Here is a 16,230-nt window from a genome sequence, read left to right on the forward strand (position 1 = left end):
ACACGGGAGGTTTTTTTATAGATAAAACATGTGCTGTGATAGGAAGTGAATAACAAGAGTGATGACTTCAACAAGGATAAGTCGGCTGCTTTATAAAATTATCTTATTTAAATAATGCCCTGTATCGCTCAGGGCTTTTCTTTTTTTGGAGGAGGAAAATGGTAGACCTCGTTTCAGCGGGTGCAGACATTGCAGCCGCAATAAAATCTTATGGTGTGTTTTTTATTATCTTGATGGCACTCACTTTCATGCTTTTGGCCTGGATTGTTGTTGTGATGACACGGTTGCCAAAATCTAGGCGTGAGTGGGTGGTTTCATTAATTTCTACTTCGGTCGGAAGCATTGCGGGTGGCGGTTTTGTGATTCAGCATTTTGATTTGCAAGACTGGAGTAAGAATATGTTTGGCGTATTTGCCCTCGGTGGTTTGTATTTCCTTTGTGGCTTACCTGTGTGGGCACTCATTCGCTGGACTTTTAACTACATCAATGCAAGAGAGGATTTAACGATTCTAGATGTTGCAAGAGAAGTAAAAGACTTTAAAGACAAATTTTAAATAATAACTTCAATTCAATGCCGCCTTCGGGCGGTTTTTTATTATAAAGAGGAAAAGAACATGACAATTACACAAGACGGTTTTGATATTTTACGCAAAAATTTTGGCAAGTTGGCACAATCTCAGGTCGATGGCATTAACTTTCTTGTCTCAGTACTGGCTGAAGATACGGCCATTATAACCACGCAGGCGGCTTATATCTTGGCAACGGCTTGGCATGAAACAGCGAAAACGATGCAGCCAGTGATCGAGTACGGCTCTGAAAAATATTTAAAGTCTAAGCAATATTATCCCTATATTGGTTATGGCTATGTGCAACTGACATGGTTGTCCAACTATAAACGCCTGGGCGATTACTTAAAAATTGATTTAGTCAAAAATCCAAAATTGGCTTTACAGGCTGACATCGCGGCCCGTGTCATGATTGTCGGTATGAAAAAGGGCATGTTCACAGGTAAAAGACTTTCTGATTACATCAATCAGCATAAAAAGAATTATGTGGGCGCACGCTATATTGTCAATGGAACAGATAAAGCTGAACTGGTCGCGAGCTATGCCGAAATCTTTGAAAAGGCTTTAGAAGCTTCTGAAGAAGTTGTTTGTCATTAAGCGTGTATTCAATTTATTCGCTTTAGAATTCTATAATCACAAATATAAGCGCTCAGCTTTAACTGAAGCTGAGCGCTTAAGACTATGCAGTCGCATTAAATGCTTCTGCATAAACCACGTCGCCGTGAGGCATTTTATCCGTGAAACAAAGAATCTGGAAATACACTGCGGGAACACCTTGCAAAACAAGTTCCGGCTTCGCTTTAAAGCCGAAGCGAGCATAATAGTCAGGATCGCCGAGTAAAACACAGCCAGCAGCTTTTAACATTTTCAATTTGTCTAAACCGGCATGGATCAGTTGAGAGCCAATCCCTTGATTTTGAAATTCAGGTTGTACAGAGACAGGTCCTAAACCGTACCAATTGGTTGTTCCATCCGAGATCGAAACAGGAGAAAACGCAATATGCCCAATAATTTGGCCTTCATATTCAGAGACTAGCGATACGGTCAATTGTTGAGAATTGCGTAAAGCATTCACAATAAACTGCTCTGTATGACTGGAGTATTCTATATCTTTGAAAGCCGCTTGAGTGAGTTTAAAAATATGGGGAATATCAGATGGTTGTTCATTTCGAATCGATATATTCATTATGATCTCTTGCTGATTTTAGTACCCAAAGCTTGAGCTTAATTTAAGCTGGAATGATTTGATGATGAGTACGAGATAGCTTAAAGGGAACAGTTAAAAATTAATAAGGTACTCTACCTACAATGTTTTAAAAATCATTTTATTTCTTGGAATGCTTTTCTTTGAGCTGTAAGTAAGCTGGAACCGATTTTTTGGCTTGATGGCGCAACAGTATTTTAATATACAGCACAATCGCGAAGCAGGCTGTCGCAACCGTCAGCATCAGGCCATTCATATAACTCATGACCGAGCTAACATAACCGATCGTGGCTAAACGGCGTTGCATGCGTTCGACCTGAGTACTGGATTCAACACCGGTAATGGCCCAGGTACATAAGTGTTCGCAGTTGTTAATGATGAGATGGTAGTGATTTTCATGCATGCGTGAGCGCATACGCCGTACTACGGTTCTGGCTTTGTAGCGCGTGGAGTGATAGCCCCTGATATAAATAGGCTTTCCTCGCGCAAAACGCTGGATAGAGGTCATTTCAATCGGATGCTTTTTAAATATATGGGCAAAACCGGAATAATGAATGACTCGGCCACGTCCTGCATAAATGCCGTGGTGACTATAACCAAAGTGTTTTACGATCAGATGGGCGCCAATTGGAAAGCGCGGATGTCTTTGCTGCATGTTGATACAAGGTTATTGTATTTACACGCTTATTTTAGTGAAAAAATGTGAATCAATCGAGCTTATTTATACACTCAATCCAATGATTATGTGTGGAGTTTGTATCCGTCATTCTGCATGATTTGCTGTTGTGAGAAAATAGCCAGATCTCATCTTAAATATATCGCATAATGAAAAGCTGGTTACTGTTCTCCTTTACATTTTTAGCTGTTCCATCTGCATATGCGATGCAGCAGCAAGCCATTCAATTTAATCAAAACAGCTACGATGTCATTAAAGTCGACCACCTGGATCAACTGGAATTATTTTTAAAAAATCCTGAAAGCAATCGCTACTATCAAAAGTTTGCAACTTTACAAAAAGCATTGCCGGCTTGTGCCCAACTCAATTTTGCCATGAATGTGGGAATGTATCATGCTGACTTTCAGCCGGTTGGATTATATGTCGAACAGGGCAAAGAGCTGCGTCAGTTAAATCAGGCGAAAGGTTTTGGTAATTTTTTTATGCAACCGAATGGAGTCGTGGCGTGGAATGATCGCAGTGCCGTCATCAAAACCACGGCTGATTATGCACATTCAGGTTTTCAGGCACAGTTTGCGCCCCAGTCAGGGCCGATGCTGGTCTATCAGGGTAAAATCAATGATCAATTTTTACCGGACTCAACTTCAGTTAAAATCAGAAATGGGGTGGGCGTAAAAAATAATGAGCTGTATTTTGTGATTTCACAACAACGGGTAAGTTTTTACCAGTTTGCGCAGTTTTTAAGCAACAGTTGAAAATAGAACATGCGTTATATCTGGATGGATCGATTTCAAGTATGTATTCAATACAAAATAAACGCCATGATAAGCGATTTAATCTGGGACCGATGGTGGCAGAAGTGAATCGGGAAAAGTGTAAATCTTGATGACACCCTCATCTCCTGAATTTAAGGAGATGAGGGGCTTATTTTTATTGAATCGGTGGTTTGATCATCGCAAGTAATTCTTTGCGGCTATAACCCCGAGAAATCAGTACTTTCTTAATGCCTTTAATGACATCCTCATCTGTTGCTTTGACTAAAGCATCGAGTAGCTGTTCATTGGTTTTGCAAGAACAATCGTTTTCCACGCAAGAAGTCTGGTTCTTGTGTTCGTTATATTGTTCGTCTGCATTGAACAATTTTTGCCAAAAACTCATAGAGCCTTCATTAACAACCTAACATAGCTCGAAATATAGCCACTTTAAAATAAAATACAAGTCAGCTTAAGTGATAAAAGCAGCAGTTGAACTTCAATTTTTTCGATGAGTCTGCTCATCTCAAACGAAATTATGACGGTATCATGACTTGACCTTTGAAAAATATCACTTTTTTATCCATATCCTTTGAGCAAAAATAAAGGGTTATTGAAACCCTTTATAATTTATTGTTACGTTGAAATAATTTGTTTAAATCTTCTCAAGTAAAACACCCGACTCAACATGATGGGTAAAAGGGAACTGATCGAACATAGCGAACTTCACAATGCGATGGGTTTGAGTCAGTGTGTTGAGGTTGTCATGCAGGGTGTCCGGATTACATGAGATATAGAGAATACGCTTGAATCCCTGTAGCAGTTTCAGCGTTTCATCATCAATGCCTGCACGTGGCGGATCGACGAAAACTGTATCGAAGTCATAGCTTTGAATATCAATTTCAGCTTCTTGCAGGCGTCTAAACTCACGTTCGCCCTGATACGCTTGGGTAAACTCTTCCGCAGATAAACGCGCCACCTGAATATTTTCAATCTGATTTTGCTCAATATTCCATTGCGCCGCATAAACCGAAGATTTAGCCAGCTCAGTGGCAAGTACACGATTAAATTTTAAAGACAACGGTAGGGTAAAGTTACCATTACCACAATACAATTCTAAAAGATCTTGTTGAGATCCTTGTGCAGCATCACATGCCCATTCCAGCATATGCTGGCACACTTGCGCATTTGGCTGGGTAAAACTGCTTTCAATTTGTTTGTATTTAAAAGTACGACCATGAACGTTGAGCTGCTCAACCACATAGTCATCGCCAATAATCACTTTTTGGCCACGGCTACGGCCCATGATCTTGATATTCAGTTTTTCTGCTAACGTTTTTGCTGCCGTTTCCCATTCTGCATCCAGTTTACGGTGATAAATCAGCGTAACCAGCATTTCTCCGCTTAATGTTGCAAGAAAATCCGCTTCAAAAATACGTTGCGATAGAATCGGTACTGCTTTTAATTCTTCTAATAGACGCGGCATTAAGTCATTGATGCTTTGATCTGCAATCGGAAATTCATCTACACGAACAACTTCTTTTTGCTTTCCATCTTCAGCACGTTCAAACATGGCATAGAACAGATCATCTTCGGTATGCCAGAGACGGAATTCTGCACGCATACGGAAATGTTGTTCGGGTGATTGAAACACTTCTAAAGCTGGTGGATTGAACGGGGCAAATTGTGCGGTGATTCGTTCAACTTTCTCTTGAAGTTGCTGCTGGTAAGAGATGGTCATAAACAAGAAAACTATAGGTGAAATCTAAACAGGAATGGTATCAAAAAAAGTGCTACAAGGTGCAGGGAAATTATCAAATTTGCTTATTTGTAAGCTGGATTAGGATTCAGTACATTCTGTATAAATATTGCTTTAATCTGACGATACTGCTCTGGTGAAGTACCTGAACAACTTTGTTTGAGTTGATTGTATTGCTGAACCAGCTCTGGGTGACGTCGTAGTTGATCCCGAAAAGTAAGAAAATTTTGAAATTCCGAGCCCGTCACAACGATTTGCAAGGCGACATCATGCGCTTGTGATTGCAGCATACATAGCTCATGGGTACGTAATGTATCAGACTTTTCTTTAAAATTAAGTTGTTGTAAATCTTTAATGGTATCTAAAAACTGTTGAGTAGGGACTTCAACATAAATATCGAGATCACCCTTTGAGATTGCATTGGGGATCGCGGATGAGCCAATATGTTCAACAATGGCAAAAGGGATAAGCTGCCTGATCTTTGTTTTATAATCTTCAAAAAGCTGGGCACAGTGAGGTTGATATTCAGTAGCGGGGAAAAACTGCATTTTCAGGTTCTCATTTTTATAATTGCAATAAAGATCAACTAAAACATAATAAAAAACCCGAACCATGTAAACATGATTCGGGTCAGTGAGAGACTTAATATCTCTCGAAAAGGCGAATATTAGTCTTCAGATAAAGTCATCAAGCTTGCGTTACCGCCAGCTGCTGCTGTATTCACGCTGATGGCACGTTCAATCACAAGACGCTCTAACGGAATCTGCTCATTGGCTTGTAGCTGGGTAATGCCAACAATCGCACCTGAACGGGCAGCAACTTTAGTTTGCAAATCTTGCAACTGTTCAACAGAACCTTGATGAAGCACGGCATCAAAGGCATCTTTTTCAACGCTTGAAATCACAGTGATTGCATCCAAAACATCTTTTGGTAAAGACGCTTTGTGTTTTACCAAGAATGCATTGTCTTTCAATACCGCAGCTGTACTGCTAACAGCGAAAATCGCAAGCAATTGCTGAAGCTGGCTAGCATCATCATTAGCAATCGAAAGCACACGATGGCGAGGCAGGATAATGTACTGGTTACTTTCGCCAGTCGGACCTTGCAACTCGTAGAATTTACCTACGCCAAATGCTGGAATTGTCGGTACTGCTTGAGCCATGTGTTGTTTTGCCCAAGTCAGCAAGCTTTGGTAAGCCACATTGGATACGGCATCAAACTGAGAGATTTCAGCTTTTACCGCAAATGGGGTCGCCAATACTTTCTCTGAACAATGTTCCATCAAACGGTACATATAAAGTGGACCACCGGCTTTCGGACCCGTACCAGACAAGCCTTCACCACCAAACGGTTGTACACCTACCACTGCGCCGACGATGTTGCGGTTGATGTATAAGTTACCCACTTCAGCACGTTGAATCACCGTATTAATGGTTTCATCGATACGGGTATGTAGACCCATGGTCAAGCCGTAACCTTTGGCATTGATACGATCGATCAACTGCTCAAGTTCACCGTACTTATAGGTGATGATGTGTAGTACAGGACCAAATACTTCACGCTCAAGGTCATCAAGGTTTGGTAATTCGATTGCTGTTGGCGGAACGAAAGTACCTTGTGCAAGTGCCTGTTGGCTTGCAGCATCGTTGAACATCAATTGATGAACAGGGTAACCCTTAGATTTCATCTTTTGAATGTGCGTATCGATGGTTTGTTTCGCTTCAGTATCGATCACAGGACCAATGTCGGTTTTTAAGATCGCAGGGTTGCCGACGATCAACTGTTGCATCGCACCTTTCAACATTTTGATGACGGTTGCAGCGCTGTCTTCTTGTACACATAAGATACGAAGTGCAGAACAACGTTGACCGGCACTGTCGAATGCAGAACTGACAACATCGAGAACCACTTGTTCAGTCAACGCAGAAGAGTCTACGATCATCGCATTTTGACCACCGGTTTCCGCGATTAACGGAATAGGTTGACCATTTGGAGATAAACGTTTTGCTACCGTCTTTTGCAAGATTTTTGCAACTTCAGTCGAACCTGTGAACATGATGCCTTGGATGCGGTCATCCTGGCTCAATTGCGCACCGACTGTTTCACCACGGCCTGGAACAAGCTGTACAGCGCCGTGTGGCACGCCAGCTTCCCAAAGCATTTGCACCGCTTGTGCTGCAATGAGTGGTGTTTGTTCCGCTGGTTTGGCAATAACACAGTTACCGCTTACCAATGCAGCTGCAATCTGACCCGAGAAAATTGCAAGAGGGAAGTTCCATGGGCTGATACACAATACGGTACCTAATGGCTTCACCTGTGCATTTGCAGGCAGGTTTTCAATTTGAGTTGCGTAGTAACGTAGGAAATCGACCGCTTCACGAACTTCTGCAATCGCATTGGCATAGGTTTTACCACTTTCGCGGCAAAGTAAAACCATCAACTCTTGAATACGGGCTTCCATCAAGTCAGCAGCACGTTTTAAGCAAGCAGCACGCTCAACTTTATCAGTTGCTGCCCAGCTTTGTTCTGCTTGTGCTGCAGCTTCTAACGCCAGTTGTACATCAGCGCTGGTTGCTTCATTAACATAACCGACAACTTCACTGTTTTGTGCAGGGTTTGTAATTGCAAGCGCATTACTTTCATCATGGACTGCTGATTCAAAACCAAGTAAAGGGGCACTTTTCCAAATCTGGTTACGTAGCTTCTGTGCGGTCGCATCCAGGTCTGCTAACGGTTGATCGTTATTGAGATCAAAGCCACTTGAGTTTGGACGTAATGGATAAAGATCATGCGGAAGTGGAATCGCTGGGTGTTTTAAACCAAGCTGGCCTTCATCTTTCGCTGAAGTTTGAATATCTTTGATTGGAGATTGAATTAAATCTTCAACTTTTAAAGTTTTATCCGCAATACGGTTGACGAATGAGGTGTTGGCACCATTTTCAAGTAAACGACGGACCAAGTAAGCCAACAAAGTTTCATGGTTACCCACAGGTGCGTAAACACGACATGGCACACCAAGTTTATTGTCTTCTTTAGAACCAACCACTTGTTCGTACAATGGCTCACCCATACCGTGCAAGCATTGGAACTCGTATTGACCTGGATAATATTTGCTTGGATCAGCCAGGTTGTAAATCGTTGCAAGCGATTGCGCATTGTGTGTCGCAAACTGCGGATACACTTGATCTGGTGCAGCAAGTAATTTTTTCGCACATGCAATGTAAGACAAGTCAGTGTGAACTTTACGGGTAAACACAGGGTAGTCGGTCATGCCATCGATTTGTGCTTTCTTGATTTCGCTATCCCAATATGCACCTTTCACCAAACGGATCATCAGGCGTTTGTTACTGCGTTTTGCAAGATCAACGATGTAATCAACAACGTAGAAACAGCGCTTTTGGTAGGCCTGAATCACGAAACCAATACCTTTCCAGTTGGCAAGTTTCGGTTCGAAACATAGGCGTTCAAGCAATTCAAGCGAGATTTCCAAGCGCTCAGATTCTTCAGCATCGATGTTTAAGCCGATATCGTATTGTTTTGCCAAGCACGCCAGTTCAAAAACTTTGTTGTAAAGTTCATGATGAACACGGTCAATTTGCGCACGTTGGTAACGTGGGTGCAATGCAGAAAGCTTGATTGAAATACCCGGACCATCATAAACACCACGACCGTTCGATGCTTTACCAATGGCATGAATGGCTTGGGTGTAGTCGTTGTAATAACGCTCAGCATCATGTTCAGTTAGGGCTGCTTCACCCAACATGTCGTATGAGTAGCGGAAACCCTTGTGCTCAAATGGTTTTGCGTGTTCAAGCGCTTCGCCGATGGTTTCGCCGGTAACGAATTGTTCACCCATCATACGCATGGCAACGTCAACGGCTTTACGGATGATACCGCGACCACTACGTGCCAATAGGCCAGTTAAAACACTTGATAAACTGGTTTGCTTTGGTGTTTCCATTAACTTACCAGTTAACATCAAACCCCAGGCAGCGGCGTTGACGAACATCAGGTTACTTTGACCAACGTGTTCTTTCCAGTTGCCTTGGTTGATTTTGTCACGGATCAATAAATCACGTGTTGCAGTATCTGGAATACGAAGCAAAGCTTCTGCCAAACACATCAGGGCCACACCTTCTTGTGAAGAAAGTGAAAATTCTTGAAGTAAACCTTGAACGATACCAGCTTTACCTGCTGAACTTTTACGCTCACGCAAATTGTGCGCTAAGCTAAATGCGAGCTCATAAATTTTATGGTCAAGTTCAGGGGAAATGTTGGCTGCTTCAGCAAGTACAGCGACTGCTTCAGGCTCTGCACGGCGCCATGCCGTATTGATGCGTTGCTCAAACTCACTTTTTTCTTTAAATTCGGTGATATAACCGTCTGCGTGAGCTGTGTCCATTTGTGCGGGAGTATCCAATGTATTCATGCTAAATTCCAATAACAATCTCTAAAACATATTGAGCAGAGAGGTTTAGATAATTTATGATTACAGAATAAATCCCGAGTAACTCACTATAATTTGCTTATTTTTTAGAGGAAAATTCAGTTGAATGGCCCTATTTATACACTAGATCGAACTGATCTGAAAATTCTGGATATTCTTCAAACAGATGGAAGGATTTCCAATAGTAAATTGGCGGAACTTGTGAACCTATCACCGACTGCGGTGATGGCGCGCGTGCAGAAATTGACGAAGGATGAGTTTATCTTGGGGTATGAGGCGAAACTGAATCCGAATAAGCTCAATGCCAATTTTCTGGTCTTTGTGGAAGTGCTGCTGGATAAGACCACACCGCATGTACTCGATGATTTTATTGACGCAGTCACGCAGTATCCTGAAATCGTGGAATGTCATATGGTCAGTGGCGGTTTTGATTTTCTGATTAAATTGCGTAGTGCGGGAATGGAGGAGTTTCGTCGCATTGCAGGACAGATTTTATGGCAGTTGCCAGGGGTGAAGGAAACCCGTAGTTATCCTGTGATGCAGGTGGTGAAAGACAGCTCGAAAATAAAAATTAAATCACGGACAAAATTTTAAATAAAAAAAGGGGCTCGAAAGCCCCTTAAATTTTTCAGCAAAATTATTTCATTTCGCGTGCATAAATTTCATCAGCTTGTTCGAAGCGGCTGGTTACAGCAGCATTTGGTGCTTTACCGAGTAAGCTCACCACCACAATACTGATCAAGGCGAAAACGAAGCCCGGAATAATTTCGTAGATGCCTGTAGCACCAAAGAAGTTCTTCCAAAGGATAACGGTTACAGCACCCACAACCATACCTGCCAATGCGCCGTTCAAGGTCATACGCTTCCAGAACAATGAAAGAATAATCAATGGACCGAATGCTGCACCAAAACCTGCCCATGCATAGGCAACCAGGCCCAGTACTTTGCTGTCCGGATTTTGCGCGAGGAAAAGAGCTAGCATGGCAACGGCGATCACCATTGAGCGGCCTACCCAAACGAGTTCTTTTTGAGATGCGTTTTTACGGATAAAGCCTTTGTATAAATCTTCGGTTAAAGCACTTGAACACACCAGTAACTGGCAGCTTAATGTACTCATAATTGCAGATAAAATCGCAGCAAGGATCACACCCACAACCCAAGGGTTGAATAAGATCTTGGTCAATTCCATGAACACAGTCTCAGGGTTAGCTGTTACTGCTGCCGCAAATTCAGGATGCATCTGGAAGTATGCAATACCGATAAAGCCTGAACCGACTGCGCCCGCCAAGCATAAAACCATCCAGGTCATACCAATACGGCGAGCCGCTGGAATTGATTTCACAGAATCAGCAGCCATGAAGCGAACCAGGATGTGTGGTTGACCAAAATAGCCTAAGCCCCATGCAGCTGCAGAAAGAATCGCAACAACGCTTAAGTTTGTCGCAAAATCAAAGGCATGTGGGCGAACACTTTCAACAACAGCGGTAAACTCTTCCATGCCGATACCTAAAGACATGTAGGTCACAATTGGCAGGAGCAATAATGCGAAAATCATTAAGCCCGCCTGGAAGGTATCGGTCCAGCTGATCGCAAGGAAGCCACCGATACAAACATAGCCAATGGTTGCAAATGCACCGATCCATAAAGCTGTGCTATACGGCAATTGGAATAATGTTTCAAACAAACGTGCACCAGCGACCATGCCAGAAGCACAATAAATTGCGAAAAATACCAGAATAATCAATGCAGAAGTGACGCGTAAGATTTTCTTCTGGTCATCAAAACGACCAGTAAAATAATCAGGCAAGGTGAGGGCATTGTTTTGTACTTCGGTATGGACACGTAAACGCCCAGCCACCAAATACCAGTTCAGCCATGCACCGATAATCAAACCGATCGCAATCCACGATTCAGATAAACCCGTTAAGTAAATAGCGCCAGGTAGGCCCATGAGTAACCAACCGCTCATGTCTGATGCACCCGCAGATAATGCGGTTACAAAACTGCCTAAACTTCGGCCTCCAAGAATATAATCATCAAGATTTTTAGTAGAAAAATAGGCGTATAAACCGATGCCAAGCATGGCCAGGATATACACCACGAATACAACAACTGTGGGATTCGAAAAATTCATAATGGATGCCTGTCCTTACATATCCATAATTTGCAATCACAACTGAATAGCTAAAAAAATGAATGACTATTCTTGGGATTGATAAGGTCACAGATTCAAGCACAAATGATTTTTAAAATACTGTTATGTTTGTGTATTTTATTTGTATATTTTATGTAATTTAAAATAACTCTATGAATATTAATTTTTTTATTGAAAAAAGCGCGGTTTTTTTCAGCAAAAATGCTCGGGTTGATGAGTGAAATTTACGCACAATGTTTTCAAAAGTTACAATTTATAAAAAGTACAGATGTAGATTAAATTGAAGCAGTCAAAAACTAGGCAAAAATATTGACACATGATGTTACAAAGGTAACCAGCCAGAGAAATTTGACATTAAAAAAATATAATATTGAGTGCTTTTCTACATAAAAAAGTAGCAGAAATTTTGATTATTTATTTATCGAATTTTCAAGATGAAGGCTTGGCAAGAAAAGAAAAAATGATTCAGCCTGTTGTTCGTAAAGATGCGTGAACGATTAAGCTGTGACTTGATCACATATGTGTCGTCAAATTCAGATTTTAGACGCAAGTATGAGCGCTGCAAGGTACCACCACGTGCATTCATTTTAAAAAAAAGCCCGGTCAAATCAGCCGGGCTTTTTTGTTCAGATCTATTCGATTATAAACCTGACTCGTATTCACTATTTGAAAGCAGTTTTTCTACATCTGCGATATTGTCCGGTTTGATCTTGTAAATCCAGCCCTTGCCATAAGGTTCATCATTAACAAAATCAGGATCATCTTCAAGATCACTATTCACTTCAACGACTGTACCTGAAACAGGTGCATGAATATCTGAGGCAGTTTTGACTGATTCAACAATACCGGCCTGTTCAGTTGCGGTGACATGACTGCCTACTGCTGGGGTTTCTACGTAGACCAAATCACCCAACTCATCTTGTGCATGGTCGGTAATACCAGTCACAACGAGGTCACCCTCGATTCTTACCCATTCATGCGTACGTGCATATTTCAATTCTGCTGGATGATTCATGACAACTCCTTAACAATCTGTCGTATCATTTTTATTTGGTTTATACATGCTTTTCAATAAAAACAAAAGCTTTCGCCGTTGAACTTACTATAAGTATGGATCTTTGCGCCAGTTACTTGGGCTACGGCCACTCCAGCGTTTAAAGGCACGACTGAAGTTTGCCACGTCAGAATAGCCAAGCTCATCTGCAATCTGTTCCAGACTATAATCGGTGCGGGAAAGCAGGGAGGTGGCATGACGATAACGTACTTCATCCACTAAAGTGGAAAAAGAAGTACCTTCTGCTGCCAACTGACGCTTTAAGGTACGGTCGGACATATGCAAACGTTCAGCCACACTTTCGATACTGAGATAATGCTGTTCTGAATTGGTCAGAATATCCCGCACCCGCATCGCTAAACGCCGACGTTCGCCGAGTGCTGACAGTTCTGTTTCACACTGGTTAATAGCAATCTGGCTGGCAATCGGATCGGCATTGACCATTTTCAGGCCCAGATATTTTTTATCAAAGCTCGAGATCAAATGCGGTTGATTAAAACGAATGCTGCTGCTGAGTTTGTCCCGATATTTTTCAAAGCCTGCCGGTTCAGGGAAATCCAGATCCACTTCACCGCTTAAATCTTCTATTCCGGTTAGCGCTCTGGCCATGGTCATGATGCCAATGGTCAGACCTAGAATAATTTCAGTGCGCAACGGTTCGACTTCGATATCACACTGCAGTTGTAAAGTGGCTTTGGGGCCGAAGGTCGAAAAATATAGTTGTAGAAAGGGTAGACGTAATTGAATAAAGCGGCTGGCCAGTGCAATGGCATCGGTAATATCATGCGCCGTCATAATGGCATAACCAATAAAGCCATGAATGGAAATCCGCATTTGCGTACCGAGATGAAAACCCAGTGTACTTTCACCAGTCAGGCGCAAAGAATGCTTCACCAGTTCATTGGCAATCGGTGTTGGAATTCGATAGTTCGGATCAGCCAGCTGCTCACTCGTTAAATGAAATGGAGCAAATAAAGTTTCATCGCTATATCCCCAGCGAGAAACCACATCTAATAGCAATAAGCCATAGACGCCTGGTATTCCTTGATCTTGACGAGTTGTGCTTGTTTTCATGGGCTTTCCGTGGCGCTCATCAATTTTGCCAATATCTTTTAAACATTAAAGTCTTAAACATCTTTACATGAAATAAAATAATCAATCATAAAAATTGTTGGACAAAACAGTCACTGCATGTCCAAGCTTTAAGCTACTTTTCTAAACACCATAATTTTGGTTGTCGATATTAATAGCACATCACCGTGCTGGTTCAAAGCTTGGGTTACGTAGCTGACGATACCGCGATCGGGTTTAGTTTTAGACGGCACGATTGCGGTAATTTCAACTTCAACGTGAATTTTATCTCCTGCACGTGTCGGTCTTGGCCAGCGTAAACTCGATTCTGTTCCCAGTAAGCCGCCAGCAACCGGAAAACATTCCGTCCAAAGTCGCATGGTCACGGCTGAAGTGTGCCAGCCACTTGCTGCCAATCCCTGAAAAATAGGGTGTTGCGCAGCAGCTTGCTCATCGGTATGAAAGGGTTGTGGGTCGTATTGATTGGCAAACTGCTTAACTTCTTGTAGTGTCATTTCATATTCACTGCTGATGAAACGATCGCCAATATTAAGGTCTTCTAAATACAACATTATTCTGTGTCCTGCGTTACCCGTTGTTCAACCAAAAAACCGCCTGTCTGGCGTTTCCATAGTTGAGCATATAAACCATCTTGAGCAATCAGCTCCTCATGTGTGCCTTGTTCTGCGATTCTGCCCTGATCCAGCACAATGAGACGATCCATTTGAGCAATAGTAGATAAACGGTGGGCAATTGCAATGACCGTTTTGCCAACCATCAAGTCATTTAAACTGCTTTGAATTGCGGCTTCGACTTCGGAATCAAGGGCGCTGGTGGCTTCATCCAATATTAAAATCGGTGCATCTTTCAGGAAAACCCGTGAAATGGCAATACGTTGACGTTGTCCACCTGACAGTTTCACGCCACGTTCACCCACATAAGCATCAAACCCAACACGACCTTTCATATCTGTTAGCTGCGGAATAAACTCTTCCGCTTTGGCTTTTCTCACCGCCTGTTGAATTTCAGCTTCAGTTGCATTCGGGCGACCGTATTTAATATTTTCGGCGACGGTACGATGTAGCAGCGAGGTATCTTGCGTTACCAAGGCAATATTGGCACGTAAACTATCTTGGGTCACATCATGAATATTTTGACCATCAATCAAAATACGACCTTGGTTGATGTTATAGAAGTGCAGCAGCAGCTGAATCAGTGTCGATTTCCCGGCACCGGAACGACCGACAATCCCAATTTTCTCACCCGGTTTGATGGTCAGGTTAAAATGATCAATGACATTCTTCTGGTTATAAGCAAAGCTGACATCTTCAAAACGAATCTCGCCGTGCTGTACCTGTAACTCAGTGGCATTTGCCTTGTCCTGAATCTGGATCGGTTTGCCCAAAGTTTTCATCCCGTCCTGAATGGTACCGACATTTTCAAATAGCATAGTAATGTGCCACATGATGAATTCGGCCAGACTGTCTAACTTGAGTACCATCGCCGTGGTTGCCGCAATGACCCCGATTGCTGCCTGACCTTGTGTCCAAAGCCAGACCGAGGTTCCAATCACACTAATAAACAGGAATGCGCTGAGTACACGAATACTGATCTGGTATTTCACCCCCAGACGCATTTGTTTATACACGGTCACCATAAATTCCTGCATCGACTCTTTGGCATATTGGCTTTCACGACCCGCATGAGCGAAGAGCTTAACTGTCTGGATATTGGTATAGGCGTCGGTAACTCGACCGGTCATGACGGAACGCGCATCGGCCTGTTGCTGGGAGATTTTGCCAAGTCGTGGAATAAAATAGCTGGCAATGCCAATAAATAAGGCTAACCATAAAATCAGCGGCACAATCAACACTGGCGAAATTGCACCCATGACCAGACTAATGGTCACAAAATAGACCAGTACATAAACCAGCATATCCCCGAGGATCATCCAGAATTCACGTACCGCCAGTGCAGTCTGCATGACTTTGGCAGAAAGACGTCCAGCGAAATCGGTATGGAAGAAGTCCAGGCTTTGTTGCAGTAATAAATTATGAAAACGCCAACGCATACGCATTGGAAAGTTACTGAACAATACTTGGTGTTTAATAATAGATTGCAGGCTGACAAAGAAAATATTGGCAAACAGAATACTGATCAGAATGGTTAAGTTCTGTTGATTGGTTTGTAAAAAGGTGCTGGGTTGACTTTTTGTGAGCCAGTCGACCAATTTACCAATATAGGAAAAGAATAAAGCTTCAAAACATGCTGCTGCGGCAGTACATGCAATCAGTAAAAATAGAAAAGGGCGAATGCCTTGAGTCGATTGCCAAACGAAAGCAAAAAAGGTCGTAGGTAATGGTTTGTTTAAGTCTTTGGTGGGGTATGGATCGACTAGCTTTTCAAACCATCGCAGCATTTCGGTTTCCTCTAATATCAAGTACTAATTCAGCTTGTTCTGTAGCATAGCAGAAAATCAGCAATAGAGAGGAGAAAAGCTCAGGTGCAAGGATGGGGGCTTATTGTGATGTATCGGTTGTATAAAA

General features: G+C 42.4%; 14 protein-coding genes and 1 pseudogene. 4 read left to right on the forward strand and 11 right to left on the reverse strand.

The window, feature by feature from the left end; translation table 11 throughout:
* Nucleotides 1–158 precede the first annotated feature (158 nt).
* Together J699_RS17915 and J699_RS17910 are read left to right on the forward strand one after the other, a co-directional pair.
* Complete coding sequence (locus tag J699_RS17915; protein ID WP_032868944.1) at nucleotides 159–554, forward strand: hypothetical protein; 396 nt, start codon at nucleotides 159–161, stop codon at nucleotides 552–554.
* 60 nt (nucleotides 555–614) lie between these two features.
* On the forward strand, nucleotides 615–1,163 hold the full coding sequence (locus tag J699_RS17910) for a chitinase (protein WP_032868945.1): 549 nt from the start codon (nucleotides 615–617) through the stop codon (nucleotides 1,161–1,163).
* An 82-nt stretch (nucleotides 1,164–1,245) separates the two neighbouring features.
* Here the strand turns inward: J699_RS17910 and J699_RS17905 are convergent, their stop codons facing one another.
* Together J699_RS17905 and J699_RS17900 are read right to left on the reverse strand one after the other, a co-directional pair.
* Complete coding sequence (locus tag J699_RS17905) at nucleotides 1,246–1,752, reverse strand: GNAT family N-acetyltransferase (RefSeq protein WP_032868946.1); 507 nt, start codon at nucleotides 1,750–1,752, stop codon at nucleotides 1,246–1,248.
* A gap of 139 nt (nucleotides 1,753–1,891) precedes the next feature.
* The gene (locus J699_RS17900) at nucleotides 1,892–2,425 is read right to left on the reverse strand and encodes a lecithin retinol acyltransferase family protein (RefSeq protein WP_032868947.1); all 534 of its coding nucleotides are present in this window, start codon (nucleotides 2,423–2,425) and stop codon (nucleotides 1,892–1,894) included.
* 170 nt (nucleotides 2,426–2,595) lie between these two features.
* Here J699_RS17900 and J699_RS17895 point away from each other — a divergent pair.
* Nucleotides 2,596–3,332 (forward strand): annotated as a pseudogene (locus tag J699_RS17895) (phosphodiester glycosidase family protein).
* A gap of 44 nt (nucleotides 3,333–3,376) precedes the next feature.
* Here J699_RS17895 and J699_RS17890 read toward each other — a convergent pair.
* From J699_RS17890 to putA, 4 genes are all read right to left on the reverse strand, one after another.
* On the reverse strand, nucleotides 3,377–3,604 hold the full coding sequence (locus J699_RS17890) for a hypothetical protein (RefSeq protein WP_004653128.1): 228 nt from the start codon (nucleotides 3,602–3,604) through the stop codon (nucleotides 3,377–3,379).
* A gap of 249 nt (nucleotides 3,605–3,853) precedes the next feature.
* Nucleotides 3,854–4,939 carry a tRNA (uridine(54)-C5)-methyltransferase TrmA gene (gene trmA, locus J699_RS17885; RefSeq protein ID WP_032868948.1) on the reverse strand — a complete coding sequence of 362 codons (1,086 nt, stop codon included), beginning with the start codon at nucleotides 4,937–4,939 and terminating at the stop codon, nucleotides 3,854–3,856.
* An 83-nt stretch (nucleotides 4,940–5,022) separates the two neighbouring features.
* Nucleotides 5,023–5,505 carry a GrpB family protein gene (locus tag J699_RS17880; RefSeq protein WP_032868949.1) on the reverse strand — a complete coding sequence of 161 codons (483 nt, stop codon included), beginning with the start codon at nucleotides 5,503–5,505 and terminating at the stop codon, nucleotides 5,023–5,025.
* A gap of 119 nt (nucleotides 5,506–5,624) precedes the next feature.
* A complete protein-coding gene (gene putA, locus J699_RS17875; protein WP_032868950.1) occupies nucleotides 5,625–9,386 on the reverse strand; it encodes a trifunctional transcriptional regulator/proline dehydrogenase/L-glutamate gamma-semialdehyde dehydrogenase in 3,762 nt (1,253 codons plus the stop codon).
* Between the two features lie 120 nt (nucleotides 9,387–9,506).
* Between putA and J699_RS17870 the strand changes: the two genes are divergently transcribed.
* Nucleotides 9,507–9,998 carry an Lrp/AsnC ligand binding domain-containing protein gene (locus J699_RS17870; RefSeq protein WP_005229968.1) on the forward strand — a complete coding sequence of 164 codons (492 nt, stop codon included), beginning with the start codon at nucleotides 9,507–9,509 and terminating at the stop codon, nucleotides 9,996–9,998.
* A gap of 43 nt (nucleotides 9,999–10,041) precedes the next feature.
* Here the strand turns inward: J699_RS17870 and putP are convergent, their stop codons facing one another.
* The 5 genes from putP to J699_RS17845 all read right to left on the reverse strand — a co-directional run bounded on the left by putP (nucleotide 10,042) and on the right by J699_RS17845 (nucleotide 16,103).
* On the reverse strand, nucleotides 10,042–11,538 hold the full coding sequence (putP, locus tag J699_RS17865) for a sodium/proline symporter PutP (protein WP_032868951.1): 1,497 nt from the start codon (nucleotides 11,536–11,538) through the stop codon (nucleotides 10,042–10,044).
* A 661-nt stretch (nucleotides 11,539–12,199) separates the two neighbouring features.
* On the reverse strand, nucleotides 12,200–12,574 hold the full coding sequence (gene gcvH, locus J699_RS17860; protein WP_005229972.1) for a glycine cleavage system protein GcvH: 375 nt from the start codon (nucleotides 12,572–12,574) through the stop codon (nucleotides 12,200–12,202).
* Between the two features lie 87 nt (nucleotides 12,575–12,661).
* A complete protein-coding gene (locus J699_RS17855) occupies nucleotides 12,662–13,687 on the reverse strand; it encodes an AraC family transcriptional regulator (protein ID WP_005229974.1) in 1,026 nt (341 codons plus the stop codon).
* A 128-nt stretch (nucleotides 13,688–13,815) separates the two neighbouring features.
* Nucleotides 13,816–14,256 (reverse strand): MaoC family dehydratase, encoded by a 441-nt coding sequence (locus J699_RS17850; protein WP_032868952.1) that lies wholly within the window; start codon nucleotides 14,254–14,256, stop codon nucleotides 13,816–13,818.
* Complete coding sequence (locus J699_RS17845) at nucleotides 14,256–16,103, reverse strand: ABC transporter ATP-binding protein (RefSeq protein ID WP_032868953.1); 1,848 nt, start codon at nucleotides 16,101–16,103, stop codon at nucleotides 14,256–14,258. The genes J699_RS17850 and J699_RS17845 overlap by 1 nt, the downstream gene beginning before the upstream one ends.
* Nucleotides 16,104–16,230: the final 127 nt, after the last annotated feature.

Origin of the sequence: Acinetobacter sp. 1000160 (assembly GCF_000588715.1) — a bacterium.
GTDB classification, from domain to species: Bacteria; Pseudomonadota; Gammaproteobacteria; order Pseudomonadales; family Moraxellaceae; genus Acinetobacter; species Acinetobacter courvalinii.

What these genes read in the sequence shown, in the direction of transcription:
- J699_RS17915 (WP_032868944.1), top strand. Translation starts at nt 159, where the DNA reads ATGGTAGACCTCGTTTCAGCGGGTGCAGACATTGCAGCCGCAATAAAA.
- J699_RS17910 (WP_032868945.1), top strand. Translation starts at nt 615, where the DNA reads ATGACAATTACACAAGACGGTTTTGATATTTTACGCAAAAATTTTGGC.
- J699_RS17905 (WP_032868946.1), bottom strand. Translation starts at nt 1,752, where the DNA reads ATGAATATATCGATTCGAAATGAACAACCATCTGATATTCCCCATATT.
- J699_RS17900 (WP_032868947.1), bottom strand. Translation starts at nt 2,425, where the DNA reads ATGCAGCAAAGACATCCGCGCTTTCCAATTGGCGCCCATCTGATCGTA.
- J699_RS17890 (WP_004653128.1), bottom strand. Translation starts at nt 3,604, where the DNA reads ATGAGTTTTTGGCAAAAATTGTTCAATGCAGACGAACAATATAACGAA.
- trmA (WP_032868948.1), bottom strand. Translation starts at nt 4,939, where the DNA reads ATGACCATCTCTTACCAGCAGCAACTTCAAGAGAAAGTTGAACGAATC.
- J699_RS17880 (WP_032868949.1), bottom strand. Translation starts at nt 5,505, where the DNA reads ATGCAGTTTTTCCCCGCTACTGAATATCAACCTCACTGTGCCCAGCTT.
- putA (WP_032868950.1), bottom strand. Translation starts at nt 9,386, where the DNA reads ATGAATACATTGGATACTCCCGCACAAATGGACACAGCTCACGCAGAC.
- putP (WP_032868951.1), bottom strand. Translation starts at nt 11,538, where the DNA reads ATGAATTTTTCGAATCCCACAGTTGTTGTATTCGTGGTGTATATCCTG.
- gcvH (WP_005229972.1), bottom strand. Translation starts at nt 12,574, where the DNA reads ATGAATCATCCAGCAGAATTGAAATATGCACGTACGCATGAATGGGTA.
- J699_RS17855 (WP_005229974.1), bottom strand. Translation starts at nt 13,687, where the DNA reads ATGAAAACAAGCACAACTCGTCAAGATCAAGGAATACCAGGCGTCTAT.
- J699_RS17850 (WP_032868952.1), bottom strand. Translation starts at nt 14,256, where the DNA reads ATGTTGTATTTAGAAGACCTTAATATTGGCGATCGTTTCATCAGCAGT.
- J699_RS17845 (WP_032868953.1), bottom strand. Translation starts at nt 16,103, where the DNA reads ATGCTGCGATGGTTTGAAAAGCTAGTCGATCCATACCCCACCAAAGAC.